Genomic DNA, 15,643 nt, shown 5'->3' with positions numbered 1-15,643 from the left:
CTGCGGAATTGAAGCGCCCTAGAATGGGCGCATCATGACCGCACCGGGGGCTGCTAGCCCAGATACCCCGATCGCGGGGCTCGTCGAATTGGCGCTGACTGCACCGACATTCCAACAGCTCATCGAGCGTGCCTCCGATCGGCCTGCCGAACTGCCGCTGGTAGGACCCGCTAGCGCACGGGTGTTCGTAGCCAGCGCGCTGGCCAGCAATGGTCCGTTGCTGGTGGTCACCGCCACCGGCCGGGCAGCCGACGACCTGACCGCCGAGCTGCGAGGAGTCTTCGGCGACGCCGCCGCGGTCTTCCCGTCGTGGGAGACCCTGCCGCACGAGCGGTTGTCGCCCGGTGTCGACACCGTGGGCAGCCGGATGATGGTGCTGCGCCGGCTGGCCCACCCCGACGACGCCCGGCTGGGTCCGCCGCTGCGGGTGGTGGTGACGGCAGTCCGATCGCTGCTGCAGCCCATGGCCCCGCGGCTGGGGCATCAGCAGCCGCTCACGCTCACCGTCGGTGACGAGATGCCGTTCGAGGACGTGGCGCAGCGGCTGGTGGAGTTGGCCTACACCCGGGTGGACATGGTGGGGCGTCGCGGCGAGTTCGCGGTCCGCGGCGGGATCGTGGACGTCTTCGCGCCCACCGCCGAACATCCGGTGCGCGTCGAGTTCTGGGGCGACGAGATCACCGAGATGCGGATGTTCTCCGTCGCCGACCAGCGTTCGATCCCCGACGTCGAGGTGGACACGCTGATTGCGGTCGCCTGCCGCGAATTGCTGCTCACCCCTGAGGTGAAAGCACGTGCGGCCGAACTCGCCAAGGAGCATCCGGCCACCGAGAACACCGTGACCGGCAGCATCATCGACATGCTCGCCAAGCTCGCCGAGGGCATCCCGACCGACGGCATGGAGGCGCTGCAATCGGTGCTGCAGCCCGCAGAAGACGGGGCTCATGCGCAGCTCACCGATCAACTACCCGACGGCACCCCGGTGCTGGTGTGTGACCCGGAGAAGGTCCGCACCCGCGCGGCCGACCTGATCAAGACCGGCCGGGAGTTCCTCGAGGCGTCGTGGTCGGTGGCGGCGCTGGGTACCGACGCGCCCGTCGACGTCGAACAGCTGGGCGGGTCCGGGTTCACCGAACTCGACGAGGTGCGCGCCGCCGCGACCAGCGCCGGTCATCCGTGGTGGACCTTGAGCCAGTTGTCCGACGAGTCGGCGGTCGAGCTGGACATCCGGGCCGCGCCGTCCGCGCGGGGGCATCAGCACGACATCGACGGCATCTTCGCGATGTTGCGCGCGCACGTCGCGACCGGCGGGTACGCCGCGATGGTCGCGCCCGGCGCCGGCACCGCCCACCGGATGGTGGAACGGCTGGCCGAGTCGGACATCCCCGCGGCCATGCTGGAGTGTGGGTCCGCCCCGACGGCCGGTGTGGTCGGTGTGCTCAAGGGCCCGCTGCACGACGGGGTGGTGGTCCAGGGGGCCAACCTGGTCGTCATCACCGAGGCCGACCTGACCGGCAGCCGCGCCACTGCCGTCGAGGGCAAGCGGCTGGCGGCCAAGCGCCGCAACACCGTCGACCCGCTGGCGCTGTCCGCCGGCGATCTGGTGGTGCACGATCAGCACGGCATCGGCCGGTTCGTGGAGATGGTCGAACGCACCGTCGGCGGCGCCCGGCGCGAGTACCTGGTGCTCGAATACGCATCGAGCAAGCGTGGCGGCGGGTCCGACAAGCTCTACGTCCCGATGGATTCGCTGGACCAGCTGTCGCGGTATGTGGGCGGTCAGGCGCCGGCGCTGAGCAAACTGGGCGGCAGCGACTGGGCGAACACGAAGACCAAAGCACGCCGCGCGGTGCGTGAGATCGCCGGTGAACTGGTGGCGCTCTACGCCAAGCGGCAGGCCAGTCCGGGCCACGCGTTCGCCCCGGACACCCCGTGGCAGGCCGAGATGGAGGACGCGTTCGGCTTCACCGAGACCGTCGACCAGCTCACCGCGATCACCGAGGTGAAGGCCGACATGGAAAAGCCGATCCCGATGGACCGGGTGATCTGCGGCGACGTCGGCTACGGCAAGACCGAGATCGCGGTGCGGGCGGCATTCAAAGCGGTGCAGGACGGGCGGCAGGTCGCCGTGCTGGTGCCCACCACTCTGCTGGCTGACCAGCATCTGCAGACGTTCACCGACCGGATGGTCGGGTTCCCGGTGACTGTCAAGGGCCTGTCGCGCTTCACCGATCCTGCCGAGTCCCGCAAGGTCGTGGAAGGCCTGGCCGACGGGTCGGTGGACATCGTGATCGGCACCCACCGGTTGTTGCAGACCGGGGTGCGCTGGAAGAACCTCGGACTGGTGGTGGTCGACGAGGAGCAACGGTTCGGCGTCGAACACAAGGAGCACATCAAGAGCCTGCGCACCCACGTCGACGTGCTGACCATGAGCGCCACCCCGATCCCGCGCACGCTGGAGATGAGCCTGGCCGGGATCCGGGAGATGTCGACGATCCTGACCCCACCCGAGGAGCGCTACCCGGTGCTGACCTACGTGGGTCCGCATGACGACAAACAGATCGCCGCGGCGTTGCGCCGCGAGCTGCTGCGCGACGGGCAGGCGTTCTACGTGCACAACCGGGTCAGCTCCATCGACTCCGCCGCTGCCCGGGTGCGTGGCCTGGTCCCCGAGGCGCGCGTCGTCGTCGCACACGGTCAGATGCCCGAAGACCTGCTGGAACGCACTGTCCAGGGGTTCTGGAACCGCGACTACGACATCTTGGTGTGCACCACGATCGTGGAGACCGGCCTGGACATCTCCAACGCCAACACATTGATCGTCGAGCGCGCCGACACGTTCGGTCTGTCGCAGCTGCATCAGTTGCGCGGACGGGTGGGGCGCAGCCGGGAACGCGGTTACGCCTATTTCTTGTATCCACCGAATGCGCCGCTCACCGAAACGGCCTACGACCGGTTGGCGACCATCGCGCAGAACAACGAACTGGGCGCCGGCATGGCGGTGGCGCTCAAAGACCTCGAGATCCGCGGCGCGGGCAACGTCCTGGGCGTCGAGCAGTCCGGGCATGTCGCCGGGGTCGGCTTCGACCTGTATGTGCGGCTGGTGGGGGAGGCCGTCGAGGCGTACAAGGCCGCCGCCGACGGTGAGACGGTGAGCACCGCCGAGGAGCCCAAGGACGTGCGGATCGATCTGCCGGTCGATGCGCATCTACCGCCGGATTACATCGCCAGTGACCGGCTGCGGCTGGAGGGTTATCGCCGGCTGGCGGCCGCCGCGTCGGACAGCGACATCGCCGCGGTCGTGGAGGAGCTCACCGACCGGTACGGCCCGCTGCCCGAACCGGCCGAGCGGCTGGTGGCGGTGGCGCGGCTGCGGCTGCTGTGCCGGACCTCCGGGATCACCGAAGTCAGTGCCGTGTCGGCGACGACGGTGCGGCTGTCCCCGATGACGTTGCCGGACTCTGCCCAGGTGCGGCTGGCGCGGATGTACCCGGGTGCTCGCTACCGCGCCACCACGTCGACGGTCCAGGTTCCCGTTCCGCGGGCGGGCGGAATTGGTGCCGGACACATCCGTGATGTCGAATTGGTGCAGATGGTGGCCGACTTGGTGACCGCAATGGCGGGTAAACCGCAGCAAGATATTGGTATAACGGAGCCCGGACCGCCGAGTAAGGAGCGACAAGGCAGATGATTGTCGTCCTCGTCGACCCCCGCCGGCCGGCACTGGTTCCGGTCGATGCCATCGAGTTGCTCTGCGGGAAGGTGCAGTACACCGAGGAGATGCCGATCGCGGTGCCGTGGTCGCTGCCCGATGCGCACCCGGCCCATACCGGTGAGGATGCGCCGGTGCTGCTGTCGTCGGATCCCAGTCACCCGGCGGTCACCGCGCGGCTGGCCGCCGGAGCCCGGCTGATCTCGGCGCCGGATCGCCAACGCGGCGAACGGCTGCTGGATGCCGTCGCGATGATGGACAAGCTGCGCACCGCGGGGCCGTGGGAAAGCGAGCAGACCCACGACTCACTGCGCCGATACCTGCTGGAAGAGACCTACGAACTGTTGGACGCAGTACGCAGCGGCAACGTCGACGAACTGCGCGAGGAACTCGGTGACCTGCTGTTGCAGGTGCTGTTCCACGCCCGTATCGCCGAGGATGCGGCGCAGCTGCCGTTCACCATCGACGACGTCGCCGACACCTTGATCCGCAAGCTCGGCAACCGGGTTCCGGGAGTGCTTGCCGGAGAATCGATCTCGCTGCAGGACCAGCTCGCACAATGGGAGGCGGCCAAGGCGGCCGAACGGTCCCGAAAGTCGCGGCACTCCGTGCTGGACGACGTGCACACCGGTCAGCCGTCGTTGGCGTTGGCGCAGAAGGTGATTGAGCGCGTCACCCACGCCGGGCTGCCCGCGGAGTTCATTCCCGCCGAGCTCACCACCATCACGCTATCTGCTGATGTGGATGCCGAAAACATTTTGCGCGCAGCAGTTCTGGATTTTGTGGACACTGTGCACCGGGTGGAGGGAGCGATTGCCGCGAGCCGCCGCGGTGACAGCATCGCCGAAGAGCTGGACATGACCCCGCTCGGTTTCGTCACCGAGGAGGAGTGGCGCAGTCACTGGGTGGCCGGCACCCCGACATCCGATGTCGTCGACGGGGAAGCGGCGGCGCTGGAAACCGAGCAGCCGGCCACGTCGCAGAAGGAATCTCGCGGCGGGTCATCCAAGAAGCGCAAAGGCCGGCGATAGCCGTTTGCACGCGACGGCAGTGATCGCGCTCGGCACCGGCGTTTGCGCCCGGCGCCATCGACAGTGCCCGAAGGCAGCGTCTGAGGGCGGCGACAGACCGTCTCCGTGATCTTTGCGGCGACTCAGGGGCACTCCACAGATAGCGACGTGAATATGTCCCTGAGGCGCTGGCCGAGCTGCTTCAGATGGGATGCGGCAGCGCCCCAAATATCGGACGCGCACGTTTGCTAGGCGTACCGGTCAACCGGGCCCGCCCGCAACCCGTGGGACGATGAGCGGGGAGAAAACACCGTTGCGGGGTCCGACGGGGCGTCCGACAGGGAGATCCGACAGGGAGAGTTGTGTCGCCGAGACGCTGGTTGCGCGCGGTCGCCGTGATAGGGGCGACCGCGATGCTGCTGGCTTCAAGTTGTACGTGGCAGCTGAGCCTTTTCATCCCTGACGGTGTGCCACCGCCCGCGGGGGACCCGGTACCGCCGGTGGACACCCATGCCGCCGGCCGTCCCGCCGACCAGTTACGGGAGTGGGCGCAGCAACGGGCGCCTGCTCTGGAGATGCCTGTCACCGCGCTGGAGGCCTACGCCTACGCCGCCCGGGTGGCTGAGGTCGAGAATCCCAAGTGTCATATCGCCTGGACAACGCTGGCGGGTATCGGGCAGGTCGAGAGTCACAACGGCACCTACCGGGGGGCGACGATCGCGCCCAACGGCGATGTCAGGCCGCCTATTCGTGGGGTGCGCCTCGACGGCACCGGCGGCAATCTGCGGATCGTGGACGAGGCCGACGCGGCCGCGTCGAACGGCTCCAGTGACGACGACGGCGTGCAACGCGCGATGGGGCCCATGCAGTTCATCTCCGAGACGTGGCGGCTGTACGGCGTCGACGCCAACAACGACGGCGCCGCCAGTGCGGACAACATCGACGATGCCGCGCTCTCGGCCGCCGGATATTTATGTTGGCGCGGAAAGGATCTCGCGACGCCCCGCGGCTGGATCACGGCGCTTCGCGCCTACAACAATTCCGGGGTGTACGCACGCGCGGTGCGGGACTGGGCGACCGCCTATGCGGCGGGTCATCCGCTGTAGAAAGATGAAGCGCTGACCCAGGCTTTACGCTAAACGTTGCCGGGGGTGTGTCAGAAGTCAGCAGGCGAAGGAGAGCCCAGTGCCCATTATCGAGCAGGTCGGAGCCCGCGAGATCCTCGACTCTCGCGGCAACCCGACCGTCGAGGTCGAGGTTGCGCTGATCGACGGAACATTTGCCCGCGCTGCGGTGCCGTCGGGCGCCTCGACCGGGGAGCACGAGGCCGTCGAACTGCGTGACGGTGGTGACCGGTACAGCGGCAAGGGCGTGAAGAAGGCCGTCCAAGCCGTGCTGGACGAGATCGGTCCGGCGGTGATCGGGCTCAACGCCGACGATCAGCGGCTGGTCGACCAGGCGCTGGTCGACCTGGACGGCACGCCGGACAAGTCCCGGCTGGGCGCCAACGCCATCCTGGGGGTGTCGCTGGCGGTGGCCAAGGCGGCCGCGGACAGTGCCGCGCTGCCCCTGTTCCGGTACATCGGCGGCCCGAACGCGCACATCCTGCCGGTGCCGATGCTGAACATCCTCAACGGCGGCGCGCACGCCGACACCGGCGTCGACGTGCAGGAGTTCATGGTGGCCCCGATCGGTGCCCCCAGCTTTCACGAGGCGCTGCGCTGGGGCGCGGAGGTTTACCACGCGTTGAAGGCGGAGTTGAAGAAAGACGGGCTGTCCACCGGCCTGGGCGACGAGGGCGGCTTCGCCCCGGACGTGGCCGGCACCAGCGCCGCGCTGGACCTGATCGTCCGGGCCATCGAGTCGGCGGGCTTCAAGTCCGGTGCCGACATCGCCCTGGCGCTCGACGTCGCTGCCACCGAGTTCTACACCGACGGCACCGGTTACAGCTTCGAAGGTTCCACCCGCACCGCCGAGGAGATGGCCGGGTTCTACGCCGAGCTGCTCGGCAACTACCCGTTGGTATCCCTGGAAGACCCGCTGTCCGAAGACGATTGGGACGGCTGGGCCGCGTTGACGGCCAGCATCGGCGACCGGGTGCAGATCGTCGGTGACGACCTGTTCGTCACCAATCCCGAACGCCTCGAAGAAGGTATCGAACGCGGCGTGGCAAATGCGTTGCTGGTCAAGGTGAATCAGATCGGAACGCTGACCGAGACGCTGGACGCGGTGGCGCTGGCCCACCACAGCGGATACCGCACCATGATGAGCCACCGCAGCGGTGAGACCGAGGACACCACCATCGCCGATCTCGCGGTGGCGGTCGGCAGCGGGCAGATCAAGACCGGTGCGCCGGCCCGCAGCGAGCGCGTCGCGAAGTACAACCAGCTGCTGCGCATCGAGGAGGCGCTGGGCGACGCGGCCCGCTACGCCGGCGACCTGGCATTCCCACGATTCGCGCTGGACCCGAAGTAAAGCCGCTTGGCCGCCAAGTCTGATCCGAAGCGTCGTTCCCCGGCATCGCGGCCGGGGAAGGCCGGCGACTCGGCTCGGGGCCGGCGCGCCAGCTCCAAACCGGTCGCCAAACCGGGCTCCAGGCCGCAGTCCAAGCCCGCGCAGACCGCGCCCGACGAGAGCCGCAGCTCTGCGCATTCGCTGCAGGACCACGTCGTCGAGCCCATCAAGCGCAAGTTCAGCGAATCCGTCGACCAGCGCTCCGACCAGCGACTCGGCTTCACCGCGCGCCGAGCCGCCATTCTGGCCGCGGTGGTCTGCGTGCTGACGTTGACCATTGCCGGCCCGGTGCGTACCTATTTCGCGCAGCGCACCGAAATGGCGCAGCTGACCGCGACCGAAGCCGCGCTGCGCCGCCAGATCGCCGATCTGGAGCAACGCAAGGGCCAGCTGGGCGACCCGGCTTACATCGCGGCGCAGGCGCGCGAACGGCTGGGATTCGTCAAACCCGGCGACATTCCGTTCCAGGTGCAGCTGCCGCCGACGGCCGCGACCGCGCCACAGCCGGGCGGTGAGGGCAACCCCCAGGCCAAGAACGAACCCTGGTACACCTCGCTGTGGCACACCATCGCCGATGCGCCGCACCTGCCGCCCACTGTTGCCCCGGCACCCGAACCGGGGCCGGTGCCGCCGAATCCACCGGATTCCGGTGGTTGATCGGGCGGACCTGGAGGCGGTGGCGCGACAGCTCGGGCGCGAGCCGCGTGGGGTGCTCAGCATCGCCTTCCGGTGTCCCGACGGCACCCCGGGCGTGGTGAAGACCGCTCCGAAACTTCCTGACGGAACGCCTTTTCCGACGTTGTACTACCTGACGCATCCGGCGCTGACGGCGGCTGCGAGCAGACTGGAGACCACCGGCCTGATGCGTGAGATGACGGAACGATTGGTCCGGGACGCGGACCTGGCGGCCGCGTACCGCCGGGCGCACGAGTCGTATCTGGCTGAGCGCGACGCGATCGAGCCACTGGGGACCGCGTTTTCCGGCGGTGGCATGCCGGACCGGGTCAAGTGCCTACATGTGCTGATCGCACACTCGTTGGCCAAGGGGCCCGGGATCAACCCCTTCGGGGACGAAGCGCTGGCACTGTTGGCTGCTGAGCCTGCGACCGCGAATCTGGTTGGGAGACAATGGGTATGATCCGTCTAGCCGGAATCGACTGCGGTACCAACTCGATTCGTCTGCTGATCGCCGATGTCGCCGACGGCCAGCTGACGGACGTCCACCGGGAAATGCGGATCGTGCGGCTGGGCCAGGGGGTGGATGCGACCGGCGCGTTCGCTCCGGACGCGATCGCCCGCACCCGGGCCGCGCTGACCGACTACGCCGAATTGCTGGCGCAGCACGGCGTGCAGCGGGTGCGGATGGTCGCCACTTCCGCCACCCGCGATGCCAGCAATCGCGACGAATTCTTCGCGATGACGGCCGAGGTGCTGGGCACGGTGATTCCCGGTGCGGTCGCCGAAGTCATCACCGGTGCCGAGGAGGCCGAGTTGTCGTTCCGCGGTGCGGTCGGCGAATTGGACAGCGCTAACGCACCTTTCCTTGTTGTCGACCTCGGCGGCGGCTCGACCGAGATCGTGCTCGGCAAGGCGGCTGACGAGGTGATCGCCAGCTACTCGGCCGACATCGGTTGTGTCCGGCTGACCGAGCGCTGCTTGCATTCCGACCCGCCGACCGCGGCGGAAGTCGAGGCGGCCGCACAGGTGGTTCGCGAACGACTCGAGGTCGCACTGCGCGCAGTGCCCGTCGAGGGGGCACGGACCTGGGTGGGACTGGCCGGGACGATGACCACCTTGTCGGCCCTGGCCCACGAGATGACCACCTATGACGCTGCGGCCATTCATCTTTCGCGTGTGGCGCTGGCCCCATTGCTGGACTTCTGTGATCGGTTGATCGCCATGACCCGCGCTGAGCGCGCCGCGTTGGGACCTATGCACGAGGGCCGAGTCGATGTGATCGGCGGCGGTGCGATCGTGGTGCGGGAGTTGGCCCGCGAACTGCACGACCGGGCCGGTATCGCCGAGTTGACGGTCAGCGAACACGACATCCTGGACGGCATTGTGCTGTCGATCGCCGCGCCTACACTTCGAATCGGTAGCCCATACCCGACTCGGTGAGCAAATGCCTAGGGTTGGCCGGATCGTCTTCGAGTTTGCGCCGTAACTGCGCCAGATACACTCGCAGATAATGGGTTTCGGTCGCGTACGCCGGTCCCCACACCTCTTTGAGCAAGTCTTCGCGGCCCACCAGCTTGCCCCGATTGCGCACCAGCACCTCGAGCATGCCCCACTCGGTGGGGGTCAGATGCACCTCGGTGCCGTTGCGGGTGACCTTCTTGGCGGCCAAATCCACGGTGAACGCCTCGGTTTCGATGACCGGCTGGTCCAGCTCCGCAGCCGTGGTGTTGCGGCGTACCGCCGCCCGTAACCGGGCCAGAAACTCGTCCATGCCAAAGGGTTTGGTGACATAGTCGTCGGCACCGGCATCCAGTGCTTCGACCTTGTCGGCGGAGTCGGTGCGGGCGGACAGCACGATCACCGGTGCGCTGAGCCAGCCGCGGAGACCCGCGAGCACGTCGATGCCCGACATGTCGGACAGCCCGAGGTCCAGAATCACCACCTCGGGGGGATGTTCGGCGGCGGCGCGCAGCGCGCCGGCCCCGGTGGACGCGGTGATCACCTCGTATCCGCGTACCGAAAGGTTGATGCGCAACGCCCGCAGGATGTGCGGCTCGTCGTCGATCACCAGCACGCGGGTCATCGTTCACCGCCTTCGCACGGGGCAGGCAGATCCACCAGCACGGTCAGCCCGCCACCGGGCGTATCACCGGCGGAAATCGCGCCGCCCATCGCCTCGACGAAGCCGCGCGCCACCGACATGCCCAGGCCCACGCCGGTGGTGTTGTCCTGATCCCCAAGGCGCTGGAAGGATTCGAAGACGTGCTCTTCGGTGCCGTGCGGGATGCCCGGGCCCTCGTCGACGACGTTGATCAACACCCGGGCGCCGACGCGGCCCGCGTTGACCCGGACCACACAGTCGGGCGCATAGCGCAGCGCATTGTCGATCAAGTTGGCCAGCACCCGCTCCAGCAGCCCGGCGTCGGCCATTGCCACGGCGTCGCCGACGTCGACCTTGACGCGGTCGATGGCTGACCGGTAGAAGCCGGTGGCGCCCTTGCCGATGCTGACCAGGGCGCGCTGCACCACTTCCTCGACGTACACCAAGTGCCGTTCGGGACGTACCACCCCGGCGGCAAGCCGCGAGGAGTCGAGTAGGTTGCCCACCAACGCGGTGAGCTGATCGATGGATTCTTCGATGGTGGCCAGCAATTCGGCGGTGTCCTCGGGGGAGAACGCGATGTCGGCGGCGCGCAGACTGGACGCCGCCACCTTGGCCGCGGCCAGCGGCGTGCGCAGGTCGTGGCTGACCGCCGAAAGCAGTGACCGGCGCAATTCGTCAGCCCGCACAATGGCCTCGGTACGGCCGGCCTCTTCGGCGAGTTCGCGCTGGCGGACCAGCCCGGCAGCCTGCTTGGCCACCGCGCCGAGCACCCGGCGGTCCCGCGCCGCAAGTTTGCGCCCGGCCAGCAGCATCCAGAACTCGTCGTCCCCGACCTCGATCGCAGTATCCGCGGAATCGACTGTGGCGCAGGCGTCTTTGCCGACGGAGGCAATGACCTTACGGTGACCCGATTGTTCGCGCAGCATGCTGACGCTGCGCTGCGAGTACGTCTCGCGCACCCGCTCCAACAGCGTGGCCAGATCGGCACCGCGCAACACCGATCCGGCGAACAGGGTCAGCAGCTCGGCCTCTCGGGCGGCGCGGCGGGCCTCCCGGGTTCTCTTGGCGGCACTGTCGACCAGCACCGACACCGCGACCGCGATCAGCAGCAGCACCAATTCGGTCACCGCGCTGTTGGGTGCGGCGATGGTGAAGCTGTGCCGCGGAGCAATCAGGAAGTAGTTCAGCAGCAGTCCGGACAGCACCGCCGAAAGCACCGCCGGCGCAACGCCTCCCAGCAGACCCACCAAGAGCACGCCGATGAAGAACAACGCGCTCTGGCCACCGGTGTCCAGGTAGGGATCCAGCAGGGTGACCGCGATAGTGCATATCGCCGACGGGATGATCACCGCCGCCAACCAGGAGATCAGCCGTCGTTCACGGGGCGACGACGGTGTCCGGGTGCCCCGCTTGGCTTGGTCGTGGGTGACGATGTGAACGTCGATCTTGCCGGAACGTTGCACGATCACCGCGCCGATGCCCTCGTCGAACAGGCGTGCCCACCGAGACCTGCGGGAGGTGCCGATCACCAGCTGGGTGGCGTTGATCTCGCGGGCGAAGTCGAGCAACGCATCGGGCACGTTGTCGCCGACGACGGTGTGCAGCGAGGCGTCCAAACTGTTTGCCAGTTCCCGGATTTTGCTCATCCGGGACTCGGACAGCCCGGCGAGCCCGTCGCCGCGCAGCACGTGCACCACCATCAGTTCGGCACTGGATTTCGAGGCGATCCGCGACGCCCGTCGAACCAGCGTCTCTGACTCCGGGCCGCCGGTGACAGCGACCACCACTCGCTCGCGGGCCTCCCACGTGTCGGTGATCTTGTTCTCCGCGCGGTACTTGGCCAGCGCGGTGTCGACCTGATCGGCCAGCCACAACAGCGCCAATTCCCGCAGTGCGGTGAGATTTCCACGCCTGAAATAATTGGACAGCGCCGCGTCGATCTTCTCGGACGCGTAGACGTTGCCGTGGGAAAGCCTGCGCCGCAACGCCTCCGGGGTGATGTCAATGAGCTCGGCCTGGGCGGCCTGTCGCACGATCGAATCCGGAATCGTCTCTTTCTGCTCGATCCCGGTGATCTGGGCGACCACATCGTTGAGGCTTTCCAGGTGCTGGATGTTGACGGTGGAGATTACGGTGATCCCGGCGTCGAGCAGTTCTTCGACGTCCTGCCAGCGTTTCTCGTTCCGGCTGCCCGGGGTGTTGGTGTGGGCGAGCTCGTCGACCAGGACTACCTGCGGGTGTCGCGCCAGCACCGCCGGCACGTCGAGTTCGGGAAAGCGGCCGCCACGGTAGTCGATGTATTGCGGTGGGATGACCTCGATGTCGTCAAGCAGCTCAGCGGTTTTCGCCCGCCCGTGGGTTTCCACCACCGCCGCCACCACATCGGTGCCGCGTTCGAGTCGACGGTGCGCCTCGCTCAACATCGAGAAAGTCTTGCCGACGCCGGGCGCCGCACCGAGATAGATGCGCAGCTCGCCGGGCTTGGGACGGTGCACTGTGAAGCCGGGGTCGGTCACATCAACATCATCCACCTTCGGCGCTAACCCGTGGCCGGGTACCTGCGGTCCAACGCGAGATTGAGTTGGACGACGTTGACTGCGGGCTCACCGATGAAGCCCAGCGTGCGATCGCTGCGATACTGCTGCACCATGTGGCGGATCTGATCGGGTGTGGCATGTCTGGCCTTGGCGACCCTGTTCACCTGGATCTCGGCGTAGTCGGGGGAGATGTCCGGGTCCAGGCCGCTGCCGCTGGCGGTGACGGCATCCGCGGGCACCTGGGGCCGGCCGGGCGCGGCGCCGCGGACCGGCACGATCATGCCGCTGGCGTAGTCCTCGCCGAAGACGGCGCATTCGACTCGCACGCCCTGGTAACTGTCCACGAAGGGCAGCTTGGTGGACGCACAGGGCTCGTTGACGCTGACCACCCGCGTCGGGTGCACCACCTGGCCGCGCTCGTTGCGGGGACCCAGCACCGCCAGCACCGAACCGACGCCCGCCGCCGTGCAGAAGGGACGCGACCCGTCCACGCCCTCGAGTCGCCCCACGGCAACGCTGCGCGAGCAGACCAGGGTGAGCAGGCTGGCCTTGAAGCCGGCGTCGGCCGCACTCTTTCCGGCGGCCATCTTGGCCGGATCGGCCATGGTGTCGATGACGTTCTCGGGTCCCAGGTTGCTGCCGCCGGTGGACATCGGGTCGTATCCGGCGCCTGCGGCCGACGGGCGGGACTGGAAGTACTGCGGGAGCGGGTTGCCGGCTGAGTCGGTGAACGATTGCCCGATCAGCTTGCTGCCGAGCGTTGTACCGCCGACCCGCAGCAGGGACCCTTCTGCTCGGTCGTGCAACCCGGGCAGCAGCGCCACCAACCAGATCAGCAGCGGGTAACCGAGGCCGAGCAGCACGGTGAAGACGAGCAACGCGCGCAGTGCGGCCCAATGTTGACGAATCGTGTTGGCGAAGTTCATCTCAGGCGATCCCCGGCAGCAGTTGAACGATCAGGTCGATGAGCTTGATCCCGACGAACGGGGCGAGGATGCCGCCGAGTCCGTAGCGGTAAAGGTTGCGGCTCAACAGCTTTGCGGCCTGGCTGGGCGTGTACCGAACGCCGCGCAGCGCCAACGGAATCAGAGCGACGATGACGACGGCGTTGAAGATGACCGCGGACAGTATCGCCGATTGCGGGCTGTGTAATCGCATCACGTTGAGCAGGTCCAGGCCGGGGAACAAGGTGACGAACAGGGCCGGGATGATCGCGAAGTATTTGGCGATGTCGTTGGCGATGGAGAAGGTGGTCAGCGCGCCCCGGGTGATCAGCAGTTGTTTGCCGATCTCGACGATCTCGATCAGTTTGGTGGGGTCGGAGTCCAGGTCCACCATGTTCCCGGCTTCTTTGGCCGCCGAGGTGCCGGTGTTCATCGCCACCCCGACATCGGCCTGGGCCAGCGCGGGGGCGTCGTTGGTGCCGTCGCCGGTCATCGCCACCAGTCGCCCGCCCTGCTGCTCGCGCTTGATCAGCATCAGTTTGTCTTCGGGGGTGGCTTCGGCGAGGAAGTCGTCGATTCCGGCTTCCTCCGCGATCGCCTTGGCGGTCAACGGATTATCTCCGGTAATCATCACCGTGCGGATGCCCATCTGCCGCATCGCGTCGAATCGGCCCCGCATGCCCTGCTTGACAACATCTTTGAGGTGGATGACGCCCAGCACCCGGGCCTCGTCGTCGGGGCGGCCGCCCTGGCGCACCCGGCCCACCACCAGCGGGGTGCCGCCCGCCGCGGAGATGCCGTCGACGATGTCGCCGAGTTCGGCGGGCACGGTGCCGCCATGGCTACGGACCCACTCGGCCACGGAGCTGGCCGCACCTTTGCGCAACTGCCGTCCGTCCAGGTCGACGCCCGACATCCGGGTTGTCGCACTGAACTCGACCCACGAAGCGTTGCCGAGCTCGCCCGGCGTCCGCGCCCGCAACCCGTAGGCCGACTTGGCGTAGACGACGATCGAACGGCCCTCGGGGGTCTCGTCGGCCAGGCTGGACAACTGGGCGGCGTCGGCCAGTTCCTCGTGCGTGATACCGGTAACCGGAATGAATTGTGCGGCTTCGCGATTGCCCAGGGTGATGGTGCCGGTCTTGTCCAACAGCAGGGTGTTGACGTCGCCGGCCGCTTCCACCGCACGGCCGGACATAGCCAGCACGTTGCGCTGCACCAGCCGGTCCATGCCCGCGATGCCGATCGCGGACAGCAGCGCCCCGATGGTGGTGGGAATCAGGCACACCAACAGTGCCACCAGCACGATGCCGCTGATGCCGTCACCGCTCAGCGCCGAGGTGTCCGCCACCCCCGGGTTGTCGGCCTTGGCATAGATCGCCAACGGCTGCAGGGTGGCGACTGCGAAGACGAAGATGATGGTCAGCGCGGCCAGCAGAATGTTGAGCGCGATCTCGTTGGGCGTCTTCTGCCGGTTCGCGCCCTCGACGAGGGCGATCATCCGGTCCACGAAGCTTTCGCCGGGCTTCTGGGTGATCCTGACGACGATGCGGTCGGACAGCACCGTCGTCCCGCCGGTCACCGCGGACCGGTCACCACCGGATTCCCGGATCACCGGCGCGGATTCCCCGGTGATCGCCGATTCATCAACGGAAGCAATACCTTCCACGACGTCACCGTCGCCGGGTATCACCTGACCGGCGGTGACCACCACGATGTCGCCCTGCTGCAGCAGCGGTGCGGCCACCTCCTCGGCCGGGCCGGGACTGCCCGGGGTCCAACTGGTGAGGCGATGGGCGATGGTGTCGGCCTTGGACTTTCGCAGCGAATCGGCCTGCGCCTTGCCGCGTCCCTCGGCCACCGCTTCGGCCAGGTTCGCGAAGACGACGGTGAGCCAGAGCCAGCCGACGGTGATCCAGCTGAACCAGGTCTCTTCGCCGAACGCCAACACCGTGGACCACACGGCACCGATCTCGACGATGAACATCACCGGGTTGCGCCACAGCGTGCGGGGATCGAGCTTGCGTAGTGCGTCGGGCAGCGACGTGACCAGCATGGTGGGGTCGAGCAGGCCGCCCGGCAGCTTTGCGGCCGCGGCGTGGCCGCTGTGCTGGTTCGTCGGTGGTTCGGTGGTGATCGTCACG

The 15,643-nt window shown here is 67.7% G+C and carries 11 protein-coding genes; 7 read left to right on the top strand and 4 right to left on the bottom strand.

From position 1 onward, the window contains the following. Positions 1–34 precede the first annotated feature (34 nt). The 7 genes from mfd to AC5Y5Z_RS08550 all read left to right on the top strand — a co-directional run bounded on the left by mfd (position 35) and on the right by AC5Y5Z_RS08550 (position 9,354). Positions 35–3,691 (top strand): transcription-repair coupling factor, encoded by a 3,657-nt coding sequence (mfd, locus tag AC5Y5Z_RS08580; RefSeq protein WP_463827473.1) that lies wholly within the window; start codon positions 35–37, stop codon positions 3,689–3,691. Beyond that, positions 3,688–4,743: a nucleoside triphosphate pyrophosphohydrolase gene (locus AC5Y5Z_RS08575; protein WP_499924643.1), complete on the top strand. Its 1,056-nt coding sequence runs from the start codon at positions 3,688–3,690 to the stop codon at positions 4,741–4,743. The genes mfd and AC5Y5Z_RS08575 overlap by 4 nt, the downstream gene beginning before the upstream one ends. Positions 4,744–5,084: 341 nt before the next feature. Beyond that, entirely contained in the window at positions 5,085–5,828 is a 744-nt protein-coding gene (locus AC5Y5Z_RS08570) for a lytic transglycosylase domain-containing protein (RefSeq protein WP_463827475.1), read from the top strand. A 79-nt stretch (positions 5,829–5,907) separates the two neighbouring features. Continuing rightward, positions 5,908–7,197: a phosphopyruvate hydratase gene (gene eno / locus AC5Y5Z_RS08565; protein ID WP_463827476.1), complete on the top strand. Its 1,290-nt coding sequence runs from the start codon at positions 5,908–5,910 to the stop codon at positions 7,195–7,197. A 6-nt stretch (positions 7,198–7,203) separates the two neighbouring features. Next, a complete protein-coding gene (locus tag AC5Y5Z_RS08560; RefSeq protein WP_499924642.1) occupies positions 7,204–7,893 on the top strand; it encodes an FtsB family cell division protein in 690 nt (229 codons plus the stop codon). Next, a complete protein-coding gene (locus tag AC5Y5Z_RS08555; RefSeq protein ID WP_499924640.1) occupies positions 7,886–8,374 on the top strand; it encodes a DUF501 domain-containing protein in 489 nt (162 codons plus the stop codon). The genes AC5Y5Z_RS08560 and AC5Y5Z_RS08555 overlap by 8 nt, the downstream gene beginning before the upstream one ends. Then, a complete protein-coding gene (locus AC5Y5Z_RS08550) occupies positions 8,371–9,354 on the top strand; it encodes a Ppx/GppA phosphatase family protein (RefSeq protein ID WP_499924639.1) in 984 nt (327 codons plus the stop codon). The genes AC5Y5Z_RS08555 and AC5Y5Z_RS08550 overlap by 4 nt, the downstream gene beginning before the upstream one ends. Here the strand turns inward: AC5Y5Z_RS08550 and AC5Y5Z_RS08545 are convergent. From AC5Y5Z_RS08545 to kdpB, 4 genes are read right to left on the bottom strand one after another with little or no spacing between them, the layout of a single operon-like run. Then, positions 9,317–9,997 carry a response regulator gene (locus AC5Y5Z_RS08545; protein WP_499924638.1) on the bottom strand — a complete coding sequence of 227 codons (681 nt, stop codon included), beginning with the start codon at positions 9,995–9,997 and terminating at the stop codon, positions 9,317–9,319. The genes AC5Y5Z_RS08550 and AC5Y5Z_RS08545 overlap by 38 nt on opposite strands. Continuing rightward, on the bottom strand, positions 9,994–12,549 hold the full coding sequence (locus AC5Y5Z_RS08540) for a DUF4118 domain-containing protein (protein WP_499924636.1): 2,556 nt from the start codon (positions 12,547–12,549) through the stop codon (positions 9,994–9,996). The genes AC5Y5Z_RS08545 and AC5Y5Z_RS08540 overlap by 4 nt, the downstream gene beginning before the upstream one ends. 8 nt (positions 12,550–12,557) lie before the next feature. Further along, positions 12,558–13,481, bottom strand: coding sequence for a potassium-transporting ATPase subunit C (locus AC5Y5Z_RS08535; RefSeq protein WP_499924634.1), 924 nt, complete (start codon positions 13,479–13,481; stop codon positions 12,558–12,560). A 1-nt stretch (position 13,482) separates the two neighbouring features. Beyond that, positions 13,483–15,636 (bottom strand): potassium-transporting ATPase subunit KdpB, encoded by a 2,154-nt coding sequence (gene kdpB, locus AC5Y5Z_RS08530; RefSeq protein WP_499924948.1) that lies wholly within the window; start codon positions 15,634–15,636, stop codon positions 13,483–13,485. Positions 15,637–15,643 lie beyond the last annotated feature (7 nt).

This window comes from Mycobacterium sp. NGS29 (assembly GCF_059812965.1).
Note: the sequence above shows the minus strand (reverse complement) of the source record. Positions and strands in the feature narration are given on the sequence as shown.